At 36.4% G+C, this 24,209-nt stretch carries 25 protein-coding genes, 1 pseudogene and 1 riboswitch; of the genes and pseudogenes, 4 read left to right on the forward strand and 22 right to left on the reverse strand.

What is annotated here, in order from left to right:
• Positions 1-113 precede the first annotated feature (113 nt).
• The gene (locus EEI45_RS01115) at positions 114-1,901 is read right to left on the reverse strand and encodes an N-acetylmuramoyl-L-alanine amidase family protein (protein WP_125163805.1); all 1,788 of its coding nucleotides are present in this window, start codon (positions 1,899-1,901) and stop codon (positions 114-116) included.
• Between the two features lie 248 nt (positions 1,902-2,149).
• Positions 2,150-3,498 (reverse strand): IS3 family transposase gene (locus tag EEI45_RS01120; RefSeq protein ID WP_125163806.1). Its coding sequence is split into 2 segments (ribosomal slippage): positions 2,150-3,024 and positions 3,024-3,498, totalling 1,350 coding nucleotides; the frame shifts between segments, so codons are not numbered across the junction.
• Between the two features lie 64 nt (positions 3,499-3,562).
• Between EEI45_RS01120 and EEI45_RS01125 the strand changes: the two genes are divergently transcribed.
• Positions 3,563-4,501: an IS30 family transposase gene (locus EEI45_RS01125; RefSeq protein ID WP_125163807.1), complete on the forward strand. Its 939-nt coding sequence runs from the start codon at positions 3,563-3,565 to the stop codon at positions 4,499-4,501.
• A gap of 33 nt (positions 4,502-4,534) precedes the next feature.
• Here EEI45_RS01125 and nadE read toward each other — a convergent pair whose 3' ends face one another.
• The 8 genes from nadE to EEI45_RS01165 all read right to left on the reverse strand — a co-directional run bounded on the left by nadE (position 4,535) and on the right by EEI45_RS01165 (position 13,275).
• Positions 4,535-6,289, reverse strand: coding sequence for an NAD(+) synthase (gene nadE / locus EEI45_RS01130; protein ID WP_125163808.1), 1,755 nt, complete (start codon positions 6,287-6,289; stop codon positions 4,535-4,537).
• The gene (locus tag EEI45_RS01135; RefSeq protein WP_228410423.1) at positions 6,286-7,020 is read right to left on the reverse strand and encodes a TrmH family RNA methyltransferase; all 735 of its coding nucleotides are present in this window, start codon (positions 7,018-7,020) and stop codon (positions 6,286-6,288) included. Before EEI45_RS01135 ends, nadE begins: the two co-directional genes overlap by 4 nt.
• A gap of 122 nt (positions 7,021-7,142) precedes the next feature.
• On the reverse strand, positions 7,143-7,481 hold the full coding sequence (locus tag EEI45_RS01140) for a hypothetical protein (RefSeq protein WP_125163809.1): 339 nt from the start codon (positions 7,479-7,481) through the stop codon (positions 7,143-7,145).
• A complete protein-coding gene (locus EEI45_RS01145; RefSeq protein ID WP_125163810.1) occupies positions 7,478-8,026 on the reverse strand; it encodes a hypothetical protein in 549 nt (182 codons plus the stop codon). Before EEI45_RS01145 ends, EEI45_RS01140 begins: the two co-directional genes overlap by 4 nt.
• 9 nt (positions 8,027-8,035) lie before the next feature.
• Positions 8,036-9,067 carry a tRNA preQ1(34) S-adenosylmethionine ribosyltransferase-isomerase QueA gene (gene queA, locus EEI45_RS01150; RefSeq protein WP_125163811.1) on the reverse strand — a complete coding sequence of 344 codons (1,032 nt, stop codon included), beginning with the start codon at positions 9,065-9,067 and terminating at the stop codon, positions 8,036-8,038.
• Positions 9,068-9,200: 133 nt separating this feature from the next.
• Entirely contained in the window at positions 9,201-10,352 is a 1,152-nt protein-coding gene (gene tgt, locus EEI45_RS01155) for a tRNA guanosine(34) transglycosylase Tgt (RefSeq protein ID WP_125163812.1), read from the reverse strand.
• A 17-nt stretch (positions 10,353-10,369) separates the two neighbouring features.
• A complete protein-coding gene (typA, locus tag EEI45_RS01160; protein WP_125163813.1) occupies positions 10,370-12,181 on the reverse strand; it encodes a translational GTPase TypA in 1,812 nt (603 codons plus the stop codon).
• A gap of 152 nt (positions 12,182-12,333) precedes the next feature.
• On the reverse strand, positions 12,334-13,275 hold the full coding sequence (locus tag EEI45_RS01165; RefSeq protein ID WP_125163814.1) for an L-lactate dehydrogenase: 942 nt from the start codon (positions 13,273-13,275) through the stop codon (positions 12,334-12,336).
• Positions 13,276-13,371: 96 nt separating this feature from the next.
• Between EEI45_RS01165 and EEI45_RS01170 the strand changes: the two genes are divergently transcribed.
• Positions 13,372-14,604: a hydroxymethylglutaryl-CoA reductase, degradative gene (locus EEI45_RS01170; RefSeq protein WP_125163815.1), complete on the forward strand. Its 1,233-nt coding sequence runs from the start codon at positions 13,372-13,374 to the stop codon at positions 14,602-14,604.
• 28 nt (positions 14,605-14,632) lie between these two features.
• Here the strand turns inward: EEI45_RS01170 and EEI45_RS01175 are convergent, their stop codons facing one another.
• The 6 genes from EEI45_RS01175 to EEI45_RS01195 all read right to left on the reverse strand — a co-directional run bounded on the left by EEI45_RS01175 (position 14,633) and on the right by EEI45_RS01195 (position 18,585).
• Complete coding sequence (locus EEI45_RS01175) at positions 14,633-15,244, reverse strand: flavin reductase family protein (protein ID WP_125163816.1); 612 nt, start codon at positions 15,242-15,244, stop codon at positions 14,633-14,635.
• Positions 15,234-15,827, reverse strand: a complete 594-nt coding sequence (locus EEI45_RS01180) for an alpha/beta hydrolase (RefSeq protein WP_125163817.1) — start codon at positions 15,825-15,827, stop codon at positions 15,234-15,236. The genes EEI45_RS01175 and EEI45_RS01180 overlap by 11 nt, the downstream gene beginning before the upstream one ends.
• The gene (locus EEI45_RS08815; protein ID WP_228410424.1) at positions 15,817-16,014 is read right to left on the reverse strand and encodes a MarR family winged helix-turn-helix transcriptional regulator; all 198 of its coding nucleotides are present in this window, start codon (positions 16,012-16,014) and stop codon (positions 15,817-15,819) included. The genes EEI45_RS01180 and EEI45_RS08815 overlap by 11 nt, the downstream gene beginning before the upstream one ends.
• Before the next feature lie 15 nt (positions 16,015-16,029).
• Positions 16,030-16,242, reverse strand: coding sequence for a MarR family winged helix-turn-helix transcriptional regulator (locus tag EEI45_RS08820; RefSeq protein ID WP_228410425.1), 213 nt, complete (start codon positions 16,240-16,242; stop codon positions 16,030-16,032).
• Complete coding sequence (locus EEI45_RS01190; protein WP_125163818.1) at positions 16,242-17,228, reverse strand: VOC family protein; 987 nt, start codon at positions 17,226-17,228, stop codon at positions 16,242-16,244. Before EEI45_RS01190 ends, EEI45_RS08820 begins: the two co-directional genes overlap by 1 nt.
• 97 nt (positions 17,229-17,325) lie before the next feature.
• Positions 17,326-18,585, reverse strand: a complete 1,260-nt coding sequence (locus EEI45_RS01195) for an HdeD family acid-resistance protein (protein ID WP_125163819.1) — start codon at positions 18,583-18,585, stop codon at positions 17,326-17,328.
• 239 nt (positions 18,586-18,824) lie between these two features.
• Here EEI45_RS01195 and mutY point away from each other — a divergent pair, with 239 nt between their 5' ends.
• The gene (gene mutY / locus EEI45_RS01200; RefSeq protein ID WP_228410426.1) at positions 18,825-19,823 is read left to right on the forward strand and encodes an A/G-specific adenine glycosylase; all 999 of its coding nucleotides are present in this window, start codon (positions 18,825-18,827) and stop codon (positions 19,821-19,823) included.
• Positions 19,824-19,880: 57 nt separating this feature from the next.
• Here mutY and EEI45_RS08825 read toward each other — a convergent pair whose 3' ends face one another.
• The 6 genes and pseudogenes from EEI45_RS08825 to EEI45_RS01220 form a co-directional block, all read right to left on the reverse strand.
• Entirely contained in the window at positions 19,881-20,093 is a 213-nt protein-coding gene (locus EEI45_RS08825) for an integrase core domain-containing protein (RefSeq protein ID WP_228410277.1), read from the reverse strand.
• Between the two features lie 43 nt (positions 20,094-20,136).
• A complete protein-coding gene (locus tag EEI45_RS08830; RefSeq protein WP_228410427.1) occupies positions 20,137-20,307 on the reverse strand; it encodes a hypothetical protein in 171 nt (56 codons plus the stop codon).
• 98 nt (positions 20,308-20,405) lie between these two features.
• A complete protein-coding gene (locus EEI45_RS08835) occupies positions 20,406-20,690 on the reverse strand; it encodes a hypothetical protein (RefSeq protein ID WP_228410278.1) in 285 nt (94 codons plus the stop codon).
• 47 nt (positions 20,691-20,737) lie between these two features.
• Positions 20,738-21,112, reverse strand: a complete 375-nt coding sequence (locus tag EEI45_RS01210) for a helix-turn-helix domain-containing protein (RefSeq protein ID WP_181950063.1) — start codon at positions 21,110-21,112, stop codon at positions 20,738-20,740.
• 128 nt (positions 21,113-21,240) lie between these two features.
• A pseudogene (locus EEI45_RS01215) lies at positions 21,241-22,602 on the reverse strand (NCS2 family permease).
• Positions 22,603-22,668: 66 nt separating this feature from the next.
• Positions 22,669-22,771, reverse strand: a riboswitch (purine riboswitch).
• A gap of 113 nt (positions 22,772-22,884) precedes the next feature.
• Positions 22,885-23,142 carry a hypothetical protein gene (locus tag EEI45_RS01220; RefSeq protein ID WP_125163820.1) on the reverse strand — a complete coding sequence of 86 codons (258 nt, stop codon included), beginning with the start codon at positions 23,140-23,142 and terminating at the stop codon, positions 22,885-22,887.
• A gap of 248 nt (positions 23,143-23,390) precedes the next feature.
• On the opposite strand from EEI45_RS01220, the gene EEI45_RS01225 reads away from it, so the two are divergent.
• Positions 23,391-24,029 (forward strand): GNAT family N-acetyltransferase, encoded by a 639-nt coding sequence (locus EEI45_RS01225; protein ID WP_228410428.1) that lies wholly within the window; start codon positions 23,391-23,393, stop codon positions 24,027-24,029.
• Positions 24,030-24,209: the final 180 nt, after the last annotated feature.

Here is a 24,209-nt window from a genome sequence, read left to right on the forward strand (position 1 = left end):
TTAGTATATTCCTATTTTTTTTATTGTGCAATACATTTACTTAAAAAAATGTATAAATATTTATACAAATCCGACTTTCATAAATTGATAAAAAAAATAGACGGCTTTACCGTCTATTTTAAACTTCCATCACTTTTAAATGTATACTTTTTCCCATTAATGGTCTTTGAACCTGTAACCATCATTCCTGAGTTATCAAGGTAGTACCACTTATTTGAGACTTTCTTCCAGCCTGTTGCCATAGCACCGGATTTCTCAAGGTAGTACCATTTGTTTGAGACTTTCTTCCAACCTGTTGCCATTGCGCCGGATTTCTCAAGGTAGTACCACTTGTTTGAGACTTTCTTCCAACCTGTTACCATTGCACCGGATTTCTCAAGGTAGTACCATTTGTTTGAAACTTTCTTCCAACCCGTTACCATTGCACCAGATTCATCAAGATAGTACCATTTATTCGAGACTTTCTTCCAACCTTTCGCAACCGCTCCGGATTTCTCAACATAGTACCACTTATCGTTTTTCTTATTCCAGCCTTCTTTTAGCGTTTGATTTTTTTCTGGTTTTGCTTCATCCACCGGTTTTTTCTGATCTATTGGTTTCTTCTGATCACCCGGTTTTTCTACTTTAATAGGTCTTTCAGGTTCAACCTTGCCATCTCCCTCCCCTTTTTGGAAAGATTTAGCGATTGAATCAAGTTCTAACTGAATGCCTTTAATTTCCACCATCGTTCGAGCATTTTGAATCATATTTAAAAAGACGTCTCGATTCACAAGTTTTACTTCTTTATTCTTTACTTTTTCTCCTTGTACGAATTGAGAATCAAAGATATTAGATTCTAAGTAATCGCGAAGTTTTTCTTTTTCTGCCTCAACTACGGTTTGATACGTTCTATAAAATCTCTGAAACACATCTAGTTTTCGAATATCACCTGCCCTTTGAATATACAACTCAAGAAGTTCGTGGAATTTTTTATATTTTTCTTTCGAATCTTGAGTTGTTTTTAGAGATTCAACTAATTCATTAGCTTGTTCAAAATCTGGATAAACATCGCGTAGCATTTGAATTTGTCGATTTTTTCTCAATGTAGAGAGTTCTAAGTGTAATGGATGTAGTTCTTTTTCCATAAGATTTTCAAGGCGTTTGTAATCAATAAACTCGCTCACACCTTGTGCTAGCACGCGGCTCACTTCCACAATTTTATCTTGAATGTTTGAAGCTTGGTATTCTAAGAATGACTCGTGGGTCTCTGGAAGGAGACTCACTTCAAAATAAAGGTCATGAATCGTTCTCAATCGACTTCTTAACGGGACGATGAGCGCTTCAAGTGGTGCTCTTCCTTCAACCTTATTCTCGTACTTAACAAGTGTACGGTGTGATGTTTTATGGTTCACGAGCAAATCAATATAAGCTTCATCCAATTCCGGAAATGTTAATTTCCCATAATCTTCAAGATACTTTGCCTCTTGCGTAAACCTATGGTAGCTCAACCCTGTAGCAATACGCTGAATTTCTTGTTTGAGTGCTAAATGGGTTCCGTACAATCCATTTTCTTCAGATTCAATCTCTTCAATCAATGAATTAATGTCATTGTTGATTGACTCAACACCACGATGATATTGTGCCTCATTGATTAAAAAGGGCTTTATTTTTTGAATCACTAATTTTTTAGTTTGTTCTTTATATGATTCGATCATTTCTTGAAACATATCATCATGAATTCCAGGTATGATTGGAAATCCATCAATTCCAGGTATGCTTGGCAATGTTCCGATTTGAGTTCCTGCTATAGGCTCAACTAAAAAATTGGGCGCATCTGCAAACGCTGTTTGTAATGGCATTGCTGTTAAAAGTAAGCATGACATAAGGCTTACTTTCGGAAATAGGTGTTTTTTCTTTTTCATAATTTATCCCCCTCTTGTATTTCCACTTCTAGAATAATATATGATGGCATAATTTGTAAATACATTCTGAAATATACTCTTTTCAGTAGTAAATTTAGTACTATAAACAATACTTTTTGAAAGAAAAACCACCTTTTCGGATGGTTTTCCTAAATTCAAATCTCAACCGCACCACCCAAGGTGCGGTTGTTTTTGTATAATAAAAGGAGCCCACCCGACTATGAACTGAACCCCAAATTTTGGACAAGCTAATTATCTTTTAAATTTAAGGATTGATTCCTGTATTGAACAGGGGTCAGTCCTTTTAGTTTGCTCTTAATTCTCTTGTTATTATAATAGTCGATATATTCATCAATTGCATCAACTAATTCTTCTACCTTTTTATACTTATGTTCTTGGTCATAATACATTTCTGATTTTAGTAGCCCAAAAAAGCCCTCCATGAGTCCGTTATCAATACTATTTCCCTTTCTTGACATACTTCTAATCATCGAATGTGCTTCTAATTCTTTCACATAAAATTGATGTTGGTATTGCCATCCTCTATCCGAATGAATAATTGTTCCTTGCGTATCGTTACAAGAAAATGCCTTGTGAAGCACGTCTCTAGTTTGATCCAAATTAGGACTTGTAGATATGTTGTAAGATACAATGTATCTACCATATGCATCAAGTATTGGTGAAAGATAGATTTTCTTCCCTTGCACATTAAACTCAGTGATATCCGTAAACCATTTTTGATTGGGTTTATCAGCTTCAAAATCTCTTTGAACTCGATTCTCAACAATGGTTCCCACTGTCCCTTTATATGAAGAATACTTACGTTTCTTTCTTATGATTGAATGTAATCCCATTTTATTCATAAGTCTCAAGACTTTCTTGTGATTTACACGAATTCCTCGATTATTTAGTTCTAAAGTAATTCTACGATAACCATATCGTCCTTTGTGATCATAATAGATTTCTATAATCTCTTGCATGAGTTCGTCGTTTTTGGTATCAAAATCAATTTTTGAAACGTAGAAGTAGTAAGTAGATCGAGCGAGTCCGGATATTTTAAAAGAATCTCTAAGGATATTTTGTCGTAGTAAGGAAACTACTCTGGTTTTCTTCTTTCGCGCTCCACCCTTTGTTTCACTACGGCATTCAATTTTTTTAAATATTCATTCTCCGCTTCCAAATACTTGTTTTTTTTCTTCAATGCCTTTAGTTCATCATTAACTGTTAACAGTTTAGTTGGTTTTGTCATAGATGGTTTACCTCGTTTCCGTTCTATGACATTATAGCCGTTTTCTTTATAATTTTTAATCCAATTGTAAATCAATCCATCAGAACTTAATCCAAGTTCGATGGCGATAGCTATTGTACTTTCTCCATCCATTAATATCCGATTTATTACTTCTGACTTAAATTCATGAGAATAAAAGTGATTTTTGTTTCGTCTTAGAACATTGGGTCCATGTTGATCGATAAGTCTTACCAAATATTTAATACTTGATTTATTAATACCATACTCATTTACTAATGAACATACTGATTGTCCTAACTTTCGTTTTTCATATATTTCAATTTTTTGTTTTCGTGTTAGCTTAGCCATAAAAAACCGCACCTCCTCATCTTTGTCCAAGATTCGGGTGCGGTTCACTAAAAGGAGCTCCCATATGAAGTATAAACAATTAGATAAAAAAATGAAAGACCAAATTGATATTCTATTAAGCATCGGCTACTCTATGCGCAAGGCAGCACGTAAACTCAATATATCTCATTCTACGATTTCTAGATATAAAAATAATGTCTATAAGAAACGAACGATTGATATTCGAGAAAAATATTCCCACTTAATCGAATATCTGCATTCTCACTATGATCCTAAAGTTCATTGGGTAGAAGTATGCTTGAGTAACTATAAACGATATCATCCATATAAACCGTGTGTTTCATCGCAGCAAGTCTATAACTGGATTAATCAAGGTAAACTTGATATAAAACCAAATAGAATGTGCTATAAACGTCGAAAACGTAAAAAGAGAATTAGTGGAATGATGAATCACTTGAGATGGAACTTGGAAGAGAAAACGGTACTTCCAATTAGCCTTAGACCTAAATACATTGAGGAACGTAACGAGATTGGCCATCTCGAAATCGACTCTATAATCGGTAAGAAACATGAATCTGCAGCGATTATATCCATTGTAGACCGCTGCTCAAGAATGACCTGGCTTATTAAAGCAGAATATCGATATGACTATTACACATCAAACTTAATTCGAAAATTTATTGAAGAGAATAATATAACCACGAAATCGATAACAGTAGATAATGGACTTGAATTTAAAACATTAGGAATTACAGCCAAGCGGTTGGGTGTGAAACTATATAAGTGTGATCCATACTGTTCTTTTCAACGTGGAACCAATGAACGAGCGAATGCAATCGTTAGAAGGTTTATACCAAAAGGAAAATCAATGTATGATATAGCGCAACAATATCTTGATGATATTTGCTTCAAAATTAACTCAATGCCGCGAAAAATATTTGACTTCAAAACGGCCTATGAGATAGACTTTAATAAAAGTGAAAGTGGTGCGGTTGAGATTTGATAAAAGAAAACCACCCTTTCGGATGGTTTTTAATTAGAGATTATAGATTATATTCATTAATTTCAATTCAGTCTCTGTAAGATGTAACGCGTATTGACTCTCACGATACGGTGTCCCAAATGCACAATCTGATACCATTACAATCGGCGGCATTTGTACACGTTTATAGACTGCCGTATTCATCGTCTTAAGAACCCATTTTAAATCATCGATAAACATTTTACCATTTTCTAAACCGTATGATGTTAAATACTTCCCGAGTTCCGACTTATAAATCGATTGATCGAGATATGATTTAAGTATGGCTTCCAACTGTCCATGCATGAGGGCATTGACCAACGCATCATGGTATCCCCATTTCATGGGATCAAATTGATCTTGCGCAAGTTCCGCACTCGGTGCAAACTCCCAATCGACACGATCTTCCATTTCGGTAGGAATCAGATTTTGAGGAACAATTTCTGTACCTGCAATACGATTTAAAGTACGACCAATCATACCGACTTCCATTTTTGTGAGATCGCCTAAAATGGCGAGTGCACCGATTGCATCTCCATAAAGGGTTGCATATCCAAGTGCCACTTCAATCTTATTACCATTATTCATCACAACACCATTTTCAAGACTTGAGATGGTCATGAGCGTATGGCCTCTAAGTCGTGCTTGAACATTTTCAAATGCGAGTCCTTGTACGTCTTTGTAGCCACCAAACGCCATACTCTCAACCGTTGCATCGGTCATTGCAGCAATTGGGATTTCCAAGAACTTAAATCCTAAAACGTTACTGAGATGATATGCATTATTTTTGGTTATGTCGCGATTGAACTGGCTAGGCATTGTTACCCCCACCACACGATCTTTCCCTAATGCCTTAACAAGTAACGCAATGGACACACTACTATCCAATCCTCCCGAAACACCAACAATCCACTTTGGTCCATAGGGTAGTGCTTCTTCATCAAAGTAACGAATTGCTGAAATCAATGCATGATACATCTTATCGTCATCGTCGGGTGTATTTGATGCTTGAGAATTTAAATCGAATAGATCAAGTGTCTGTTTAAAATTAGCATCCAAATATGTCACCGATTCAGGAGATACAATCATACTTCCACCATCAAACAGTACAACATTCTTGCCGTTATTTTGCATCCCTGTCGCATTCACATAAATAAAAGGTATGTCCAAATTCTGTCTTTTAATTTCTGCTAAGCGCATGGATTCCTTATTTTTGTGCCATGGTGAACATGAGATGTTAATCATGAGATCGGGACTGTGTTGCATCATTAACGCGGTAGGTTTTAAATCACTTGCATCATCCCACAAATCTTCACAGATTTGGATACAAATACGATCACCCTTAAAAATGAACGGTCCAAAGTTGTGATTTCCAGGATCAAAATATCTTTTATCGTCAAAAACACCATAGTTAGGTAGAAGGTGCTTTGTATATACACCTTCGGATTCATGGTTTGCACGTTTAACCCATTCGCCTTGATATGCGAAAAAAGCCGCATTATAGAGTTTATCTTCTTTTTGGTAAAGATTTCCCCAAACAATCCCTATCTCTTGTGATAAGCAGCGTATACGGTCGTTATAGACCATCATCTCATCGATACTTGCTTGATTATTCATGCGATCGCCAATGAGATAACCGCCTACCGCTAATTCTGGGAACACAACCAGATCTGCTTTACCAATCGATTCTTCTACAATTGCTTGAATTGCTTCAAAATTTTCCTGTGGTTGATTTGCTTTTACTCTTAATTGTGCAATAGCAATTTTCATTTTCTCGCCTCCAATTGTCGATAGCGTTCATAAGCAAACACACTGCATGCACCAACACTGCTTAATGAAACGCGCGCATCGTAATCAATACGTACATGAACATCACTAATTTCTAACACACTCTTCGAAAGACCTCTTAAAGCACCACCTAAACAGATGCATACACGATCTGGTAAATTATAGTTTAAAAGTGACTCGCTCTCATCTCCGCGATATGCTGCTGCCATTACTACATTCTTAGCTTGGATCGATTTCAAGTCAGAACTTAAATCATCACTTTGAAGCCACCATAACGATTCACTTGCGCCCGCACTGGCACGAATTAGCTTTGCTTCATGTTCATAAAAATCATAATTTGGAGTAATAATACCGTCAAATCCAAGGGATGCGACGGTTCTACAAATTTCTCCAAGGTTAAATGGATCAGTAACGCCTTCAATACACATTAATGAAAGGGTCTGTTTCGGTAGATGACTTAGGGAATCACTGCTTCGCTTCCCACATGAGACAAGATAGCCACCATGCGTTTTATTCGACGCAAGCAAATCCATATCATCACGAGATAATCGTTTAATTATAATCCCCTCAGCGATACGCTCAACATATCGTGATTCCTTGTCATTGTGTTTATCCAAGATTGCTACATATTCAATCTCACGTTTTCGCTCTTTAAGTATTGCCTTAACACTAATTTTTCCTGATACAATCATAATTTCTCCTTGACGCGTCATAACCACTTGACTACGACTTCTACCTTAATTATACAACAATCCCAATTAGATATACGAATACTTATCCCTGTTGGATAAAAAAAACAACAAAGATTGCTTTCTTTATTGTTTCTTGACGTATATTAAACTTGAAAAAAAGCCCATCCACAGTAAATGAGGAGTATATCTAAAAAGGTTCCAGTTATACCAATTGCGTTGAGCAATGTCGTAAATTCTGGAATTGATAAAACATTCAAGCGATATCCAAAAACACAAATAATCACAAAGGATAGTACTACTTTTCCCACCCATCGATTATTCTTCTTTTGAAGCGGTGCTAAGAAATAACCAATCACAAGCATCAACACCATCCAAATTGTCGTTGCAATGCCCTCTAATGAGGATGGTAAAACAGAAATAAGAAATTTATAAACAATAGCACTGGCAAGAATCACCAATAAGGCAGACCATGTTCGTTTCATTCCACAACCCCCTCACATTTAAGTCTCAAATACATCCCAATCAGTAAACCAAATGACGGAACCGCTGCGGAAATAATCCATAAAATGGACGACCAATGAATGCGCATTAACTTCTCAGAGAATGTCCCCATTAATGGATTTACAAAACTATAAATCATCCATATGACACGACTTGATTCAAAAAACGATAGAATATAGAGCACGATAAAGGTTATAAAGAGGATCATAAATAAAACGATTAATGCAAAGTCAACACTCTTTAAAATTCGACTCTTATTTTTAATTGCAATGACAATTAGGTATCCAGGAATTGCATATGCCAGAAGTCCATAGATCGATACAATAATAATTTGAAAAATCATCGGAAGATTTGCCAAAAGTTTTGAGAGTGGATGAAGCGAATTATAGGCAAAAAGATGTATTGTGCCTAAAAGAACATGAATCATTAGAATAATTCCTAAAAACTTATAGTCCCCTTGCTTAAAAAATAATTTAAGTCGCGTAAAACCACTTGGCTTAGCATCCGTTGTTTGTGTTTGTTCCATAAATATCTCCTACTTCGTATTACGTGCTTTTAAAAACATACTATCTCCAAATGAGAAGAATCGGTATTTTGAATCAACTGCATGTTTATAGGCATGATCGATTGCTTCTTTACCCATAAATGCACTTACTAACATAATTAATGTTGATTTTGGTAAGTGAAAATTAGTAATGATTGCATCCACTGCTTTCCATTCATAATCAGGATAAATAAAGATTTCACTATTACCTTGGCATTCTTTGAACGTGCCGTACTTTGACATCACAGTTTCCAATGTTCGAACTGAATTTGTACCCACTGCAATTATGCGGCGGCCATCTTGTTTCGCATCATTTAAAATCTCTGCTGTTTCTTGAGACATCGTATAGGCTTCACTATGCATTTTATGTTCAAGAACATTATCGACTTTAACCGGTCTAAACGTACCCAGTCCAACATGAAGTGTTACAGGGGCAATTGTAATTCCCTTAGCTTCAATTGCTTCAAGCAACTCCGGTGTAAAATGAAGCCCCGCAGTGGGTGCTGCCGCACTCCCTTGAACGCGAGAATATACCGTTTGATAACGCTCTTTATCTTCCAATCGTTCGTGAATATATGGTGGTAGTGGCATTTGTCCAAGTTCATCTAAGATTTCTAAGAATATTCCGTCAAAGACCAGATCAAAATTTCTTAAACCTTCTTCTCCAACATGTGTACAAACTGCTTTTAATTTTCCATTACCAAAACTTAATTCGGTACCCAACTTAACAACCTTTGCATTTCCGACAAGACACTCCGCCGTCTTTCCCTCAAATTTTAAAATTAAAAGTTCAACATGAGCACCTGTTTCAGGCTTTTCACCAAACAGACGTGCTGCAATAACGCGTGTATCGTTGAGTACTAAAACATCCCCTTCATTTAAATAATCAATAATATTATAGAAATGTTTATCTTCCAAGTTCATACCATCAACAACAAGCAGTCGCGATTCACTTCGCTTTTCAGCAGGAGTTTGCGCAATCAGTTCCTCTGGCAAATCAAAATCAAAATCATTTACATTCATAGTTTACTCCTTGGTTTGTATCGTATTACATCTTCACTATTTTACCATAAAGACCGTGCTCTGACACGATTTTGTGCAATTCACAAAATTGCATAAAAAAACTTGATTCGAATGAACCAAGTTTTTTGTTTGATTACCATCCAGGATGGTCATCGCCTGTAATTCCATAACTTTCATAAACTTGATCACGAAGTTCAAGCAATCGATCTTCTTTAATGGCTTCACGGATATCTTCCATGAGTTTTAATAAGAATCGCAAATTATGAATGGATAAGAGTCGCATACCAAAACCTTCATTACAACGAATTAAATGTCGTAAATAGGATTTCGTATAATTTTGACAGCATTCGCAATCACAGTTTTCATCAAGTGGCGAAAAATCATACTCCCACTTTTTATTTTTAATATTAACACGACCGGTTGAGGTCATTGCAGTACCATGTCGAGCAATTCGTTTAGGCAATACGCAGTCAAACATATCAACACCGCGCAATACACCTTCAAATATCGCATCAACACTTCCGACACCCATTAAATAACGGGGTTTATCTTCCGGTAAGAAATCAATGGTGTGGTCAATCATTTGCCACATAACATCTTTGGGTTCACCAACACTTGTTCCCCCAATTGAATAACCTGGGAAATCCATTGCAACTAATTCTTTGGCACAATGTTCACGAAGGTCTGCATACTTACCACCTTGAACAATACCAAATAACGCTTGCGTCTCGGGATTTTGATGTGCTGCTTTCCCACGAGCAGCCCAACGAATTGTGCGCTCAACCGAATTTTTCATATACTCATAGGTTGCAGGATAAGGAGGACATTCATCAAAACTCATCATAATGTCTGGCCCTAATGCATTTTGAACCTGAATTGCTTTTTCTGGTGTTAAGAACAGTTTTTCACCGCTAAGATGGCTTCTAAACTCAACACCCTCTTCAGAAATTGTACGAATCTTACCCAGTGAAAACACTTGGAATCCGCCACTATCTGTTAGAATGGGTCCATTATAATTCATAAATTTATGAAGTCCACCTGCTTGGCGAACTACTTCTTCACCCGGTCTTAGCCAGAGATGGTATGTGTTGCTTAGAATCACTTGAGATCCTATACTTCGTAAATCTTCTGGTGAGAGAAATTTCACACTTGCAAGGGTCCCTACTGGCATAAACATTGGTGTTTCTACTGTTCCATGGTGCGTCTCAATAGTTGTAAGACGCGCCTTGGATTCATTTGATTTTTTAATTAAAGTCAACTTCAATGGTTTATTACCTAAACTCATATTATCGATCTCCTTGATTAATCAATATCTGAACGTCCTGCTCGTTTACGATCGATTGCTTTTAAATAACGTTTGCGTAATCGTAGGAAGTTCGGTGTTACTTCAACAAGTTCATCATCACGAATGAACTCGAGAGCATATTCAAGTGTCAATGGAATCGGTGGTGTTAGCTTCATCGCTTCATCACGTCCTGAACTACGAACAGCTGTTGCTTTTTTATTTTTTGTTGGATTCACATCCATATCAGTATCACGAGCTGCAATACCTAAAATCATTCCTTCATAAACATCTGTTTGTGCGCCAATAAAGAATTGACCACGTTCTTGAAGGTTGAAGATTGAGTATGTCATTGATTTACCTGTTTCAGTTGAAACCATTGAACCATTTGAACGTTGTGAAATTGCACCCTTCATAGGTTCATATCCATGGAATTGACGAATCATCGTTCCTTCACCATGAGTCATATTAATAAAGTCACCACGGAAACCAATCAGACCACGTGTTGGAACATTCCAGAATTGTTTTACCATTCCACGATCTTCTTCCATATTTGTGAGTTCACCTTGTCGTAAACTAATTTGGCTGATCATTGTTCCTGAATATTTTTCTGGCACTTCAACAATAACTTCTTCAATCGGTTCACATTTACGTCCATCAATTTCTTGTGTAATAACACGAGGTTTACTGATTGCAAGCTCATAGCCTTCACGACGCATGTTTTCAATTAAGATTGATAAGTGAAGTTCTCCACGACCTGAAACTTTAAATGAGTCTGCGGATTCCGTTGCTTCAACACGTAACCCCACATTCACTTCAAGTTCTTTTTCAAGACGCTCTTTAATATTACGTGATGTAACATATTTACCATCTTTTCCTGCAAATGGCGAAGCATTAACCATGAAGTTCATGGATAGTGTTGGCTCTTCAATAACAATTGGAGGCAATGGTTCAACATGATTGACATCACATAACGTATTACCAATTGAAATATCATCAATACCTGAAACAAGTACAATATCTCCAGCATAAGCTACATCTGTTTCGACACGTTTTAACCCATCATATGTAAAGATTTTAGAAATATTTTGACGTTTCGTACTTCCATCATTGTCCGCTACAACGACTGCTTGTCCACGTTTAACTTGACCCTTCGTAATACGGCCCATTCCTAAACGTCCAACATACTCATCGTATGCAAGTGAAGAAATTTGGAATTGTAATGGATCGTTGTCATAATCTGGGTAAAGTGGTGTGTGTTCCACAATTGTATCAAACAACGGTTTAATGTTTGTTCCTTCTTCTTCAAGTGTCTTCTGAACAATATATTTTTTCGCAATACCATAAAGAATTGGGAATTCTAATTGTTCATCCGTAGCATCGAGGTCCATAAAGAGTTCATAAACTTCCTCGATTACTTCTTCAACACGACGATCTGGCTTATCAATTTTATTAATTAATAAGATTGGTTTCAGACCGGCTTCAAGTGATTTTTTAAGTACAAAGCGTGTTTGTGGCATAGGGCCTTCTGCACTATCCACAAGGAGAATAACTGTATCTACGGTTTTAATGATACGCTCGACTTCACTTGAGAAGTCGGCGTGACCTGGTGTATCAACAATATTAATTTTGATGTCACCATGATTTACACTACAGTTTTTGGAATAGATTGTGATACCACGTTCACGTTCGATATCATCGCTGTCCATAACTTGATCTAGAACAACTTGATTTTCATGGAAAACACCAGCTGATTTAAGCATTGCATCAACTAATGTAGATTTTCCCGCATCAACGTGCGCGATAACTGCTATATTTATAATTTTTTTCATATACATCGTCTCTTTTCCTATAACTGTATCATTATACATGAATTGAACATGAAATGACAGAAAATGCACTCTTCATGCTCACTTTTTGCGTATAAGTTCACTTAAACGCTTACATAAAAACACCATGTTAACGATAAACATGGTGTTCATTATTATAAATTAGGTTGTGAAACAATCTCTCTTAACATCTCTGCAGATTCTTGGAGTGCTTCAACCTCATTGGAACTGTACGGAACTTCAATAACATGCTTAACACCCGTTCGTCCCACAACTGTTGGGACAGAAATATAAACATCTTCAATACCATATGCCCCGTTTTGAAGGCTTGAAACGGTTAAAATCGAATTCTCATCACGTAAAATCGCATTCACAATACGCGTTATCGCAAGTGCTACGGCATAGTTTGTATAACCTTTACGATCAATAATTTCATAAGCAGCAGTCTTCACATCGTGTGTAACTTTTTGACGTGTTTCTTCCGTAAACTCAATCCCCACATTCTCACAGTATTGATCAATGGTTAGCCCCGCTACAGTCGTTAAGGACCACGTAGCAATTTCACTATCACCGTGTTCTCCAATAATATTTGCGTGAATATTTCGTGCATCCACTTCAAATTTATTCGCTAACATCGATTGGAAACGTGCTGTATCTAAAACCGTTCCCGAACCAATTACGCGCTCTGCTGGAAAACCAGAAAGTTTATAAGTAATATGTGTCAAAATATCGACCGGGTTTGAAACCACAAGTAAAATTGCGTCTGGATTATACTTCACGATATTTGGAACTAATTCTTCATAAATTTTAATGTTACGATTCACAAGATCAATCCGTGTTTCTCCTGGTTTTTGTGCCAGTCCAGCTGTAATAATTACAATATCGGAGCCCTGAGTCTCTGGATAATCCCCAGCAATTATTTTAACTGGAGAAACAAACACACGACCTTGGTCTAAGTCCATTGCCTCACCTTGAGCTTTTTCTTTGTTAATATCAACGATTACGATTTCAGATGCAATATTGCTGTTCATTAACGCAAAAGCTGTTGTCGAACCTACAAAACCTGCACCAATAATAGAAACTTTATTTGTTTTCATCATATCACTCCTTTTTTTATATAATACCACACCTCTCAATTCTACTTGGCATATATAATCAAATTCGGTATGATATTTATAAAAGGAGTGCTCATTATGTACAATAAATTTTATAAAAGGACGATAACAGAACGCCGTAATGTTTTAGAAAATCAAAACCGTTATGACGATGATCTCGATATTCCACTCAGTTCGGAAATTTATGATCATATGATTGAAAATGCAATCACAACTTATGAAATTCCAATGGGTTGTGCTCCAAATTTTTTGATAAATAATCAAGACTATGTGATTCCTATGGTGACCGAAGAACCCTCTGTAATTGCAGCTGCAAGTAATGCCGCCAAAATTATGCAATGTAATGGTGGCATTCATGCTCGTATTTATAAACGCAATATGATCGGACAAATTGCATTCGCAAATCCTCAAAGACAAACAGAAATGATACAATATTTGGAAGATAATCGTGATCGATTATTTACAATTGCTCGTGATGCTTATCCTTCAATTGTGCAGCGAGGCGGTGGTTTGCGTCACATTCATACCGCGTATCTAAATAAACCGAATAAGACACCTTTTTTGATTGTTTATTGTACCATTGACACGCAAGAAGCAATGGGCGCAAACATGATGAACACAATCTTAGAGGCAATCGGTAATCATCTTGAGTCTGTTTTTGATGAACATCCGTTGATGTCCATCCTTTCAAACCTTGCAACGGAATGTCTGGCCGAGGCCCGTGTCGTTATTGATCCAAAAACGCTTCGTTATCCAGACGATATTGCACTTCGCATTCAACAAGCAAGTCATCTTGCTGAAGTTGATCCTTACCGGGCTACAACACACAACAAAGGCATTATGAATGGTATTGATGCCGTTGTAGTCGCAACCGGAAATGATTGGCGAGCCATTGAAGCAGCGGTTCATAGTTATGCATCAATGAGTGGAAGTTATCAACCCCTTGCAACATGGAATATAAATTCGGACAATATGATTGAAGGCATTATTAAACTTCCGCTTCCAATTGGTACCGTTGGAGGTTCTATTGCAATTCATCCCAAAGCTCAATTAAGCCGAAAAATTTTAGGATATAAAAATGCAGAAGAACTGATGATGATTCTTGCCTCTGTCGGTTTAGCACAAAACTTTGCTGCGCTTTATGCCCTTACAACCGTAGGAATTCAAAGTGGACATATGAAACTTCAAGCGAAATCACTCGCTTTAGCTGTTGGTTGTCCATCCGAAGATGTTGAACGTCTTGTATCGAAATTACTTCAAGAACCGAAATTAAATCAGGACGTTGCGAAAAAATTACTGCAAGAACTTTAAGAAAAGAAGCTCAATTGTGAGCTTCTTTTTAAATAAGACGTTTTAAGGTAAAAACTGGCTTCATTGCTGCGAATTGATTTCCCGCTAGACGAGCAATCGGACCAAGTTTATTTACATCAAGATACCCTTGCTTCCGATCAAAAATTGAATCATCAAAATCTAAATGGATTACTTTAAGTAAAAACAGAGCTGTACATACACCCCTTGCATCTTTTATTTCTTGATGACTAAATAATTCTGTTTCAAGTTTAATTTTTGTATCTTTAAGACTTGGAGTCTCAATCATCACACTTGATTGTGTTTCGAGATTAAGCTTTGTTACTTCACTTTCACCATAAGATAGAATCATCGAACTCTCATTCATTGCTTCCGCATTCTCGTAATTTGCGATATGAACCACGCACTCGCGTGTTTGTAAGAGATTCTTACTGGTATCTTTAAGCTCTCCGTTATTCCGATTAATTGCAACGGAAACAATTGGAACTTCGGTTGAAACAAGACTAAAAAAACTGAATGGTGCAAGGTTGATTGAAGCATCGGTGTTTCGGGTTGTAATCCATGCAATAGGACGTGGAACGACACTGCCTGTTAAAAATTTATAACGCTCTTTCGCACTTAAATCTTGTGTTTTAAATTTCATAAAAATCTCGGGTTTGTTTAATTTCTTCTGGAATTAATTGATGGCCATGGTGCGTGTGAAAGTGTGTTGTGAAAATGTTAGATGCGTTCAGTTTTTCAATCATCAATTCAATATCTTGAACATCAGTATACGGATCCCCTTCACCACTGGTTATCAATACTCGGGTTGGTAAATTTTGTGGAAATGGAATCGCGGGTTGTACATGCATTGGATGAAATAACAGTGCATTTTTAAAGAGCATAAAATTCATTTTTAGTAAGTTTAACGTAATATTCGCACCATTTGAATATCCTACAACGGAAACGCACTCTAATGATCGATCATAATTTTTAAGTAATTTTAGAATCTCATTTCTTAAATTCGTTGTTTCCTGTTCCAAACTTTCGAGATCGAATGTTTTCATATCGATACGTCTGAAATATCGATTCATTCCATCTTCCACAATATTCCCTCGAATGCCGATATATGTAGCTTCTGGATCGATATAACGTGCAATCTGAAACATATCCTCTTCCGTTCCACCCGTTCCATGTAAACCTATAATCGTCCGCTCTGAAGTTCCTGGTATCATCTTATGAATCATACAATCCCTCTTTCCCTATTTTTTTAAGAAGTGTTTGTAATGTCGCCTCTTCCTCGGGCGAAAGTCTGTCGAAACATTTTCGCATTTCCTGTTCATGCGTTCGATAGATAATTTCGATTTCTGAAAGGCCCTTATTGCTTAACATAACATAGTTTATTCTTCGATCACGTTCGTCTTTCAAGCGCATAACGAGACCTTTCTTTTATAATTGATCCACAACATATGTCATACTACTGCCTGGCACAAGTACGGTATCACAAAGAGCCTGAGTCGTGAGCTTTCCTTTATGATAGAGTGCTTCTAGAGCTTGAAACTCGTTCACATTAATATCAAAATCCTTAATACTCTCCTTAACGTGATCTAAGATAGTCTGATGTGTTCGGAAAAGTATGGTAAGTGTTTTAAGCGATGACATTAAAACACCTCTTTCTTGAATTCACGCGTACTGCGTACAGTATCAAAATTTTTAATTTGTGATTCAATATAGTCACGTTTTGGACGAAGACGTGGTGGTAATGTTAACATCTCTCCCAGAACTTCATACGATTCTTCGTCATCAATAAACCCTGGACCATCTGTTGCGAGCTCGAAAAGGATATTTGGAAGAATGCGGATATATAGCGAACCAAAATAGAATCGTTCAACATAACCCGAACTTGGAATCCCCATTTCCGATAACTCACGATACCATTTCATCAAATCTTCTTTCTCATCAACTCTAAACGCAACATGATGCACCCCACCATAACCTTGAACGGCATTTCCTTGCGTTAAATTCTCGCGGACGATAATTGATCCACCATTGCCGCCATCGCCCATCTCATAAAGCGTTAAGGTATCCTCGGTCTTCATCTTTCGCATCCCAAATACTGTTGAAAGAACTTGATGCGTTAATTCAAGATTAGAAACATCCATAAACATCGGTCCGAGCCTTGTAATTGCATAAGCATCAGGAACTGGTCCTTTATACCATGGCTCTCCGGAAGGAATTCCTATATTTGTTTCATCTGAAACTAAAGCATAGCGTTGACCATCAAAATCTTCGAACGTGATTGCTTTTTTACCAAAGAACATTTGGTCTGATTCAAATGGAATTTCATAGTTGGTAAAGCGTTTCTCCCAGTAAGAAAGCGCATCATCCGACGCAACTCTAAAACTCGTTCTTGATAACTCATTCGTTCCCCGTTGGGATTTAGAAATATTTGGAAAATCAAAAAAAGTCATATTTGTCCCGGGATTGCCTCGGTCGTCTGCAAAATATAAATGATAGGTATGAATGTCATCTTGATTAATATTTTTCTTAACAAGTCGCATTCCTAATATATATGTATAAAATTTATAAATCTCTTCAGCACTGCTTGTAATTGCAGTAACATGGTGTAATCCTTTTAACTGTTTCATAACTACCTACTGGTTGTAGTACCATATTATTTCGAATTAGAAATAATATCAATGATAATGCCCAGGTAATAATAAAAAATGAACCCCTAAGGGTTCATTAAACTTCTTTTTTACGATATATTTCTCTCTTCACAACGATTGATCCTGGCTTATTGAGTAGATTATCAAGATAATCATAATAAGCACCCGGTGTAATAACACCACTCATTTGAAAAAGTTTCATCCCCGTCGATTGAATAACATAATCCGCAATTAAGACACAGTTTGTGGTAAAAACATTATAGGTCTTAAATTCACCTTCTTTAAACTTATAATAATCAACAGAAGCTCCCGCATCAATCAAATTCGTAAGATGATGTTCTTTTTTAGTATCCAAATTATAGGGCCACTTAAAATAGTATGCAGACTTAAACAACTCATCCAAACGCTTTTCAACGAATTCACGTTGTTCCGTTGACAACTCACAAATAAATCGAAAAACAGTTGTATCGTCATCCACCGCATACTGAACATAATCAACTTCGCTACCCACAATCATAACACCATCGCCATATGCCATAGACTTAGCACGATTAAATGGATCATGTGCACCATAAGAATAAATAACACCGTTATATCCAATATCTAAATGACCCATACGATTATAACCATGATCTTTCGCATAGATATAGATCGAGATATAGTTTCCTTCTGTCTTCACAACCTTATCGATAACGGCATCGGGATTGCTTTGAACTAATTTACGGGTCTCTTTTTCAAGAAAATATGGATTCATTGCGGCTAGAAAAACCGGTGCCGATAAACGAACACTTGTTTGATGGCGCCATAAAACGCGAGCCGAAGATAGAATCGATACGATACCAAAAAAGATTACATATGCACCAATTTGAATATTCATTAAAAATCGATTTGAGACGCCTCGTGTCAATAACACAATCCCCATAACCAAAGACACAATCGACGCAAAGAGCTTGAAGAGTTTATTTTTTTGCTTTTCATGAATTGCGACATAAAACTCAAGACCATGAACCACCGCATTAAACAGAGCCCAAATACCAAAAAACAATGCCATAATTTCGATATAAAGGGCTTCTTTATATCTAATTAAACCAAGAAAAACACCCGAACCGAGCGCAATAAGTGCATCTGATATACTGCGATTCTTTACAGATCGATATAAGAATAGTACAAATGTTGCAGCTAACATGGCCACAAACATCCAATAGATTAATGACCATAAAATTTTATCTCTAAATATAAATAAAACACCAACTATGACTGTAAAAACACCTAATAGAAGTTGGAAGATCAACGTTATCTTATCTTTTTTAGAAAGCGATTTAGTATAAGTTTCCATAATTGTCCTCTTCACATTTTTTCCCACGTTTATTATACCATTTATTCTTGATTTCCGCCCTGATTCCGTATATCATATAAGTAACAACTTGGAAAATAACGTAAGTTGTTACCGCAATTCATTGTCTCTCTTGAAATTTACTTCATGATTTCCTTCTTAACCACTTATGAAGTAAATGATGATGAAACGCACTATCTCTCTAAGAAAAGAGCACCGAGCTCTTTTCTTTTTATGTTATCGTGTATACTATCATTATGAACTTTACAGAACGACTCATGGGCTGGTATCACGAACATAAACGTGAATTACCATTTAGATCTCAAAAAGATCCTTATAAAATATGGGTAAGCGAAATCATGGCCCAACAAACACAAATCGCTACCATGATCCCCTACTACGATCGCTGGATTCAACGATATCCGAATGTGGAAAGCCTCGCTAAGGCTGAGATTGATGAAGTCTTAAAAATGTGGGAAGGCCTTGGTTATTATCGACGTGCACGAAATCTCCATGCAGGAGCGCAATTCGTTATGGAACATTACCAAGGTAAACTTCCAGCTGATAAGAAAGAACTCATGAAAATTCCCGGAATCGGTGATTATACCTCTAGTGCCATCGCCTCAATTGCTTTCAGTCTTCCTGAAATTGCAATCGATGGAAACGTAAAGCGTGTAATGGCACGATATCTTAACTATACCGAAAATGTCAATACACGGGCGTGTCATAAGTATTTTGAAGCCTTTCTGAAGGAAGAGTTACTCCTAAACGGAGCTGACCCCAGCGATTTCACGCAAGCCCTTATGGAACTTGGAGCACTTGTTTGTACCCCAAGTAATACGACATGCGAAGGCTGTCCATTTAAAGAAATGTGTGCTTGTTATCGTGGAGAATGTGTGGGTACAATACCCTTCATCCCAAAAGCGAAACCCGTTCCAATTTATGAAAAATCTGTTATTATTTTTACCAAGGATGATAAAATTTTAATTTCTGATGATCATGAAGATGGGCTTATGGAAGGACTGTTACGATTACCTCAAATTGATGGGGTAATGGATTTGAATCCTGTGCTCACTTTGAAGCATAAGTTTTCCCATTTACAGTGGAATATTTCTGTTTTTATCGTTGAGAATATCCAAGACGTAAATCAAAATTGGTACTTTGTTCCACTAGAAGAATTAAAGAATCTAGCAATTATTACAGCTCATAAAAAAATACTCAAAAAACTAAACTTATTATAAAGAAAAGAACACTCATCGATGTGGAGTTGTCAAACAAAAGTAGACATTAATAAAAGACTAGAAACCCTTATCCATTTTATATTGGATAGGGGTTTTGTAATTTAAACAGTAAGCAGGTCTTTCAAAATTGAAATAATGTACATATTCTTCGATAAAATTTTCAAAGTTATCTACGGACCAGTATTGATAATCACACGCCATTTCTGCTTTAATCCATCCATTTAATGATTCGATAATTGGATTATCTGTAGGTGTTCCAGCTCGCGACATAGATCTAATTATGTTATAATTTTCATGCGCTTTAGCGAAAGCTTTAGAGTGGTAGACAGCTCCTTGATCTGTGTGAAGAATCGTGGGAGCTGTTTTTTTTATTATCCTTAAGTAGCGCAAGGAGATCCTCGAGACACTTGTAGTAAGGCTTAGGATCACCAGTTGTACGCGATAATGCAGAACTGATAATTTCATTGTTAAAGGTATCAACCATTAAAGTCCATTCATATTAATCCCTTTGTTTCGAATATGTGTCATATCTGAAACAATAATTTCTAAAGGTTTGGTTGCCTCCATTGATTCTTTATAATATTAGGATAAATTCGACTTTGTGTTCCAGGTTTTATAGGAATAGTGTTTAACTTTTGATTTAATATTTAAAAACTTGCAACACTTGTGGATTAAATTATCGGAAAATTCAATCCCTAAATCACTTTGCTTTCTCATGACTGCAGCGATATCATGATAACCATAACTTGGAAAACGGCGATGCCAGTCTTTAATCACAAAGCTAAGAATCGCTCTTTTTTGTTCATAAATATTGAGATCATTCTTATGCTTTAACCACTTGTAATAACCAGATCGGTTCAAATTCATAAATCTAAGAATGAACGTAATCGGATGTTTAAAAGATAAGTCATGTGCTATTTGGAATTCTTGTCTTTTAAAGTAACGAACTCCTTGTTTACACCAACTCCTTTCACCTGGTACTCTTTTTTTAATCGTGCAATCTCAATATCTCGTTTTAGAATTTCGAGTTGAAGTCGTTCGATCTCAGTTAATGATTTACTCGTATGAAGCGCAGAAAAATGATTTCCTGTCTTTTTCTTGTTTTTTAAACCCTCTTTACCATCACGCATGAATCGATCAATCCAACCATTAATCGTTCCTTTAGGTATTCCTGTTTCTTGTGATAGTTTCGCAGCACTTATATGTTCATCAATATGACGTGTAACGACTTTAATACGATCCTCATAAGTCCATTTATTATTTAATCCACCTTTGGGTCTTCCCATCATTAATACCTCCGTTTTATCTCTGATTTTATTATTACACAAAAAAGTAGACAAGTCTTTTTTACTTGTCTACTTTTAGTTTACTACTCCACATCGATGAGTGTTCTTTTCTTTATAAGGATTGATACTTTTTAACTCATTGCTGTAATTACAAAGTTTAAAATAAATAGAATTGCACTACCATAGACGATTGGATGAACCTTTGATGCACGTTTCATTGAAACTTCTACTACAATGTAAGCAATAAAACCACATGCAATACCATTTGAAATACTATAGGTTAATACAGTCATGATTACTGTAAAGAAAGCTGGTACAGCCTTTTCAAAGTTAGCCCATTCAATATCTGCGAATGAAGCACTCATCAAGATACCAACAACGATTAATGCCGGAGCAGTAGCTGCTGGCGGAATTAAACTAACAACTGGCGCTAGAATAATACTTGCTAAGAAACACGCTGCTGTAACGACAGAGGTTAATCCAGTGCGTCCACCCGCTCCAATTCCGGCAGAACTTTCAACAAATGTTGTAACATTTGAAGTTCCAAGAACTGCACCTGCTGTTGTCGCAATCATATCTGCAAATAATCCACGTTCCAATTTTGACTTCATACCACTTCCTGATTCTAATGAATCTTGGTCTTCTTGAGAAAAAATTCCTGAACGACGACCTGTACCAATAAAAGTACCAATGGTATCAAATGTATCGGTTAATGAGAATGCAAAGATGATTGGAATAATTTTTGTTAAATTGTAATTTGTGAAGAGGCTAATAAGACCTTCTTGACCTAATGCTTTTCCAAAAATTTCCCCAAATTCTTTAAAAATAACTGAGAATCCAACGGTTCATTGAGCCGCTCCTCCAAGCTGAACAACACCCATTGGAATACCGATAACGGTAGTTGCAAGAATACCGATTAAAATAGCACCCTTAACTTTTTTAAGCATTAACACAATAGTAATAATAAGGCCAATTACTGCCAACACGATACTTGGATCCTTGAATGTTGTGATTGATGGGACTGCTCCAAATTCAATAAATTTGATATTTAATAATCCAATATAAGCGATAAACAATCCAATTCCGGCACTGATTGCAAGTTGTAAAGTTTCAGGAATCGCTTTAATGAGATGCTTACGGATATTTGTAACGGTCATAAACATATTTAATAAACCGCAAATAAATACCATTGCGAGTGCTTCGTATGGTGTAAATCCCCCTACTAAAACAACTGTATACGTAAAGAATGCATTCAATCCCATACCCGGAGCTTGTGCATAAGGGATATTCGCGAATAACCCCATGATGAGTGTTCCAATTACAGATGCAAGAATTATTGCAATATAAACCCCATTATAAGGCAACCCTGACTCAGATAATATTTGTGGATTCACAAAAAGAATATATGCCATTGCAAAGAATGTTGTTATTCCTGCCAGCACCTCCGTACCCACTGTTGTATTATTTTCCTTGAGCTTAAAGAATTTTTCCATTTTATCTCCTCTCCTTAGCTTTCTTTTGATTAAAAAACCAAATAAAAAAAGATCGGGAGAAAACGATCTTGCGAGTTTTCACCACGATAGTCGATGTGTTTACGGTACATCGGTAGATACTACCCAACCATATTATGGGTATTATATTTGGTTATTAATACATTGATAGTATAGGTTAGTTCAAGTCCCAATGTCAACCACCATTTTTAAAAGGCTCCTATAATGGATGATTGATTCAATAAAAAACAACGAATGAACTATCCGTTGTGCGTTTGGTTTCCATTAATCCTGCGCGTTATCTTGAACGTTATCCTCTTTGCGTGCTTTTAGAATTGCAGTTGCAGAGCGTTCTGCCAACTTATCCATATTGGGAACATAGTTACCATTCCTCGTTTTTCCTTGATCATCTGCCCCACGATATAATCCATAGAGCGCAACAAATATTCCAAACCACAAAAGCACCTCGTTGTTTTGTAAACCGATTCCTAATAGGAGAATCGCAATTCCTGAAAGTTGTAATCGTATTCCATTGTCCGTCATAGCATCCTCTTTTCTAGTACAATTATACAATTTATTTACATTAATACAAATGTATTCTGCACACGTGTTACAATGATATCTATGAGGTGAGTACATGTACGAAATTATACAACTAAATGAGTCTAGCCTAGAAGAATTGGTAGAGGTAATCAATAATTCTTTTTCAGACTATGTTTTAAAAATAAAATTAACCGAGCTACAGCTCAAAAATAAACTGGAAAGCGTCCAAGCGAATCTAACCTATTCGTTTGGACGCTTTATACGAAGGTAAGTTAGTCGGCTTTATTATAAATGCAACAGATGATAGTTTAGCCTATAATGTTATGTCTGGCGTTGTTCCAAGTCACCGCCGTAAAGGTGTCTCTACCCAAATGTTTGATGCAACAATTTCTTTTTTCAGTCTTTATGGTATTGACACATACCAACTTGAGGTTCTTCAGTCCAATGAAGAAGCAATTAAACTCTATACAAGAATGGGTTTTGAAAAAACTGTGTCCTACGCATGTTTTAGAGGAAATGTAGCGAATCAAGGAATTTCTGACAATGTGCGCGTTAATCTTGGCTCGAAATCAGATGAACTGAGTTATCTTTGGCACTTTGATCCATCGTTTTCAAATATGCACTATAACGTAAACGAACATAAGACCTATCGTATTGAAAAACAATCAATCGAGGCATTTATAACAGTCTCTACTACTGGCGGTGTACGCCATTTTGGCTATAACGATAAATCTCAATTCGTCGAACTCTTAACGCATGTCAGCTCAATTCATGATACTCTTATTATAAATAATATTGACTGTAATTCACATGAAGTAATTGAGTGCTTAATTGAACTTGGTTTTGATTTATATATGCGGCAATTCCAAATGGAACTTCATGTTTAAAAGATTATGCTTGGATTTGTAACTTAGAGTAGCGTGCGAAGGCGTGCACGACATATTTGGTTATTTATCCATAGTTTTGAATGAGATATTTTCATCAGTAGTTTCTCAGTGGACCATACTAATGGAAATGTCTCTTTTTTTATGGTTTTGTATGGTTATACTAGCCTGTGCCATTCCCAT

This window comes from Erysipelothrix piscisicarius, assembly GCF_003931795.1.
GTDB classification, from domain to species: domain Bacteria; phylum Bacillota_I; class Bacilli_A; order Erysipelotrichales; family Erysipelotrichaceae; genus Erysipelothrix; species Erysipelothrix piscisicarius.

Bases quoted from the DNA above. Each gene is read 5' to 3' on its own strand.
- EEI45_RS01165 (WP_125163814.1), bottom strand. From the start codon at position 13,275: ATGAAAACAAATAAAGTTTCTATTATTGGTGCAGGTTTTGTAGGTTCG.
- EEI45_RS01180 (WP_125163817.1), bottom strand. From the start codon at position 15,827: ATGATTCATAAGATGATACCAGGAACTTCAGAGCGGACGATTATAGGT.
- EEI45_RS08815 (WP_228410424.1), bottom strand. From the start codon at position 16,014: ATGCGCTTGAAAGACGAACGTGATCGAAGAATAAACTATGTTATGTTA.
- EEI45_RS08830 (WP_228410427.1), bottom strand. From the start codon at position 20,307: ATGGTTGATACCTTTAACAATGAAATTATCAGTTCTGCATTATCGCGT.
- EEI45_RS01115 (WP_125163805.1), bottom strand. From the start codon at position 1,901: ATGAAAAAGAAAAAACACCTATTTCCGAAAGTAAGCCTTATGTCATGC.
- EEI45_RS08835 (WP_228410278.1), bottom strand. From the start codon at position 20,690: ATGAATTTGAACCGATCTGGTTATTACAAGTGGTTAAAGCATAAGAAT.
- EEI45_RS01145 (WP_125163810.1), bottom strand. From the start codon at position 8,026: ATGGAACAAACACAAACAACGGATGCTAAGCCAAGTGGTTTTACGCGA.
- EEI45_RS01135 (WP_228410423.1), bottom strand. From the start codon at position 7,020: ATGACGCGTCAAGGAGAAATTATGATTGTATCAGGAAAAATTAGTGTT.
- EEI45_RS08820 (WP_228410425.1), bottom strand. From the start codon at position 16,242: ATGTCATCGCTTAAAACACTTACCATACTTTTCCGAACACATCAGACT.
- EEI45_RS01190 (WP_125163818.1), bottom strand. From the start codon at position 17,228: ATGAAACAGTTAAAAGGATTACACCATGTTACTGCAATTACAAGCAGT.
- EEI45_RS01175 (WP_125163816.1), bottom strand. From the start codon at position 15,244: ATGAAATTTAAAACACAAGATTTAAGTGCGAAAGAGCGTTATAAATTT.
- EEI45_RS01220 (WP_125163820.1), bottom strand. From the start codon at position 23,142: ATGACGGACAATGGAATACGATTACAACTTTCAGGAATTGCGATTCTC.
- typA (WP_125163813.1), bottom strand. From the start codon at position 12,181: ATGAAAAAAATTATAAATATAGCAGTTATCGCGCACGTTGATGCGGGA.
- EEI45_RS01195 (WP_125163819.1), bottom strand. From the start codon at position 18,585: ATGGAAACTTATACTAAATCGCTTTCTAAAAAAGATAAGATAACGTTG.
- EEI45_RS08825 (WP_228410277.1), bottom strand. From the start codon at position 20,093: ATGTCGCGAGCTGGAACACCTACAGATAATCCAATTATCGAATCATTA.
- EEI45_RS01210 (WP_181950063.1), bottom strand. From the start codon at position 21,112: ATGATGGGAAGACCCAAAGGTGGATTAAATAATAAATGGACTTATGAG.
- EEI45_RS01140 (WP_125163809.1), bottom strand. From the start codon at position 7,481: ATGAAACGAACATGGTCTGCCTTATTGGTGATTCTTGCCAGTGCTATT.
- tgt (WP_125163812.1), bottom strand. From the start codon at position 10,352: ATGAGTTTAGGTAATAAACCATTGAAGTTGACTTTAATTAAAAAATCA.
- queA (WP_125163811.1), bottom strand. From the start codon at position 9,067: ATGAATGTAAATGATTTTGATTTTGATTTGCCAGAGGAACTGATTGCG.
- EEI45_RS01170 (WP_125163815.1), top strand. From the start codon at position 13,372: ATGTACAATAAATTTTATAAAAGGACGATAACAGAACGCCGTAATGTT.
- nadE (WP_125163808.1), bottom strand. From the start codon at position 6,289: ATGAAAATTGCTATTGCACAATTAAGAGTAAAAGCAAATCAACCACAG.
- EEI45_RS01125 (WP_125163807.1), top strand. From the start codon at position 3,563: ATGAAGTATAAACAATTAGATAAAAAAATGAAAGACCAAATTGATATT.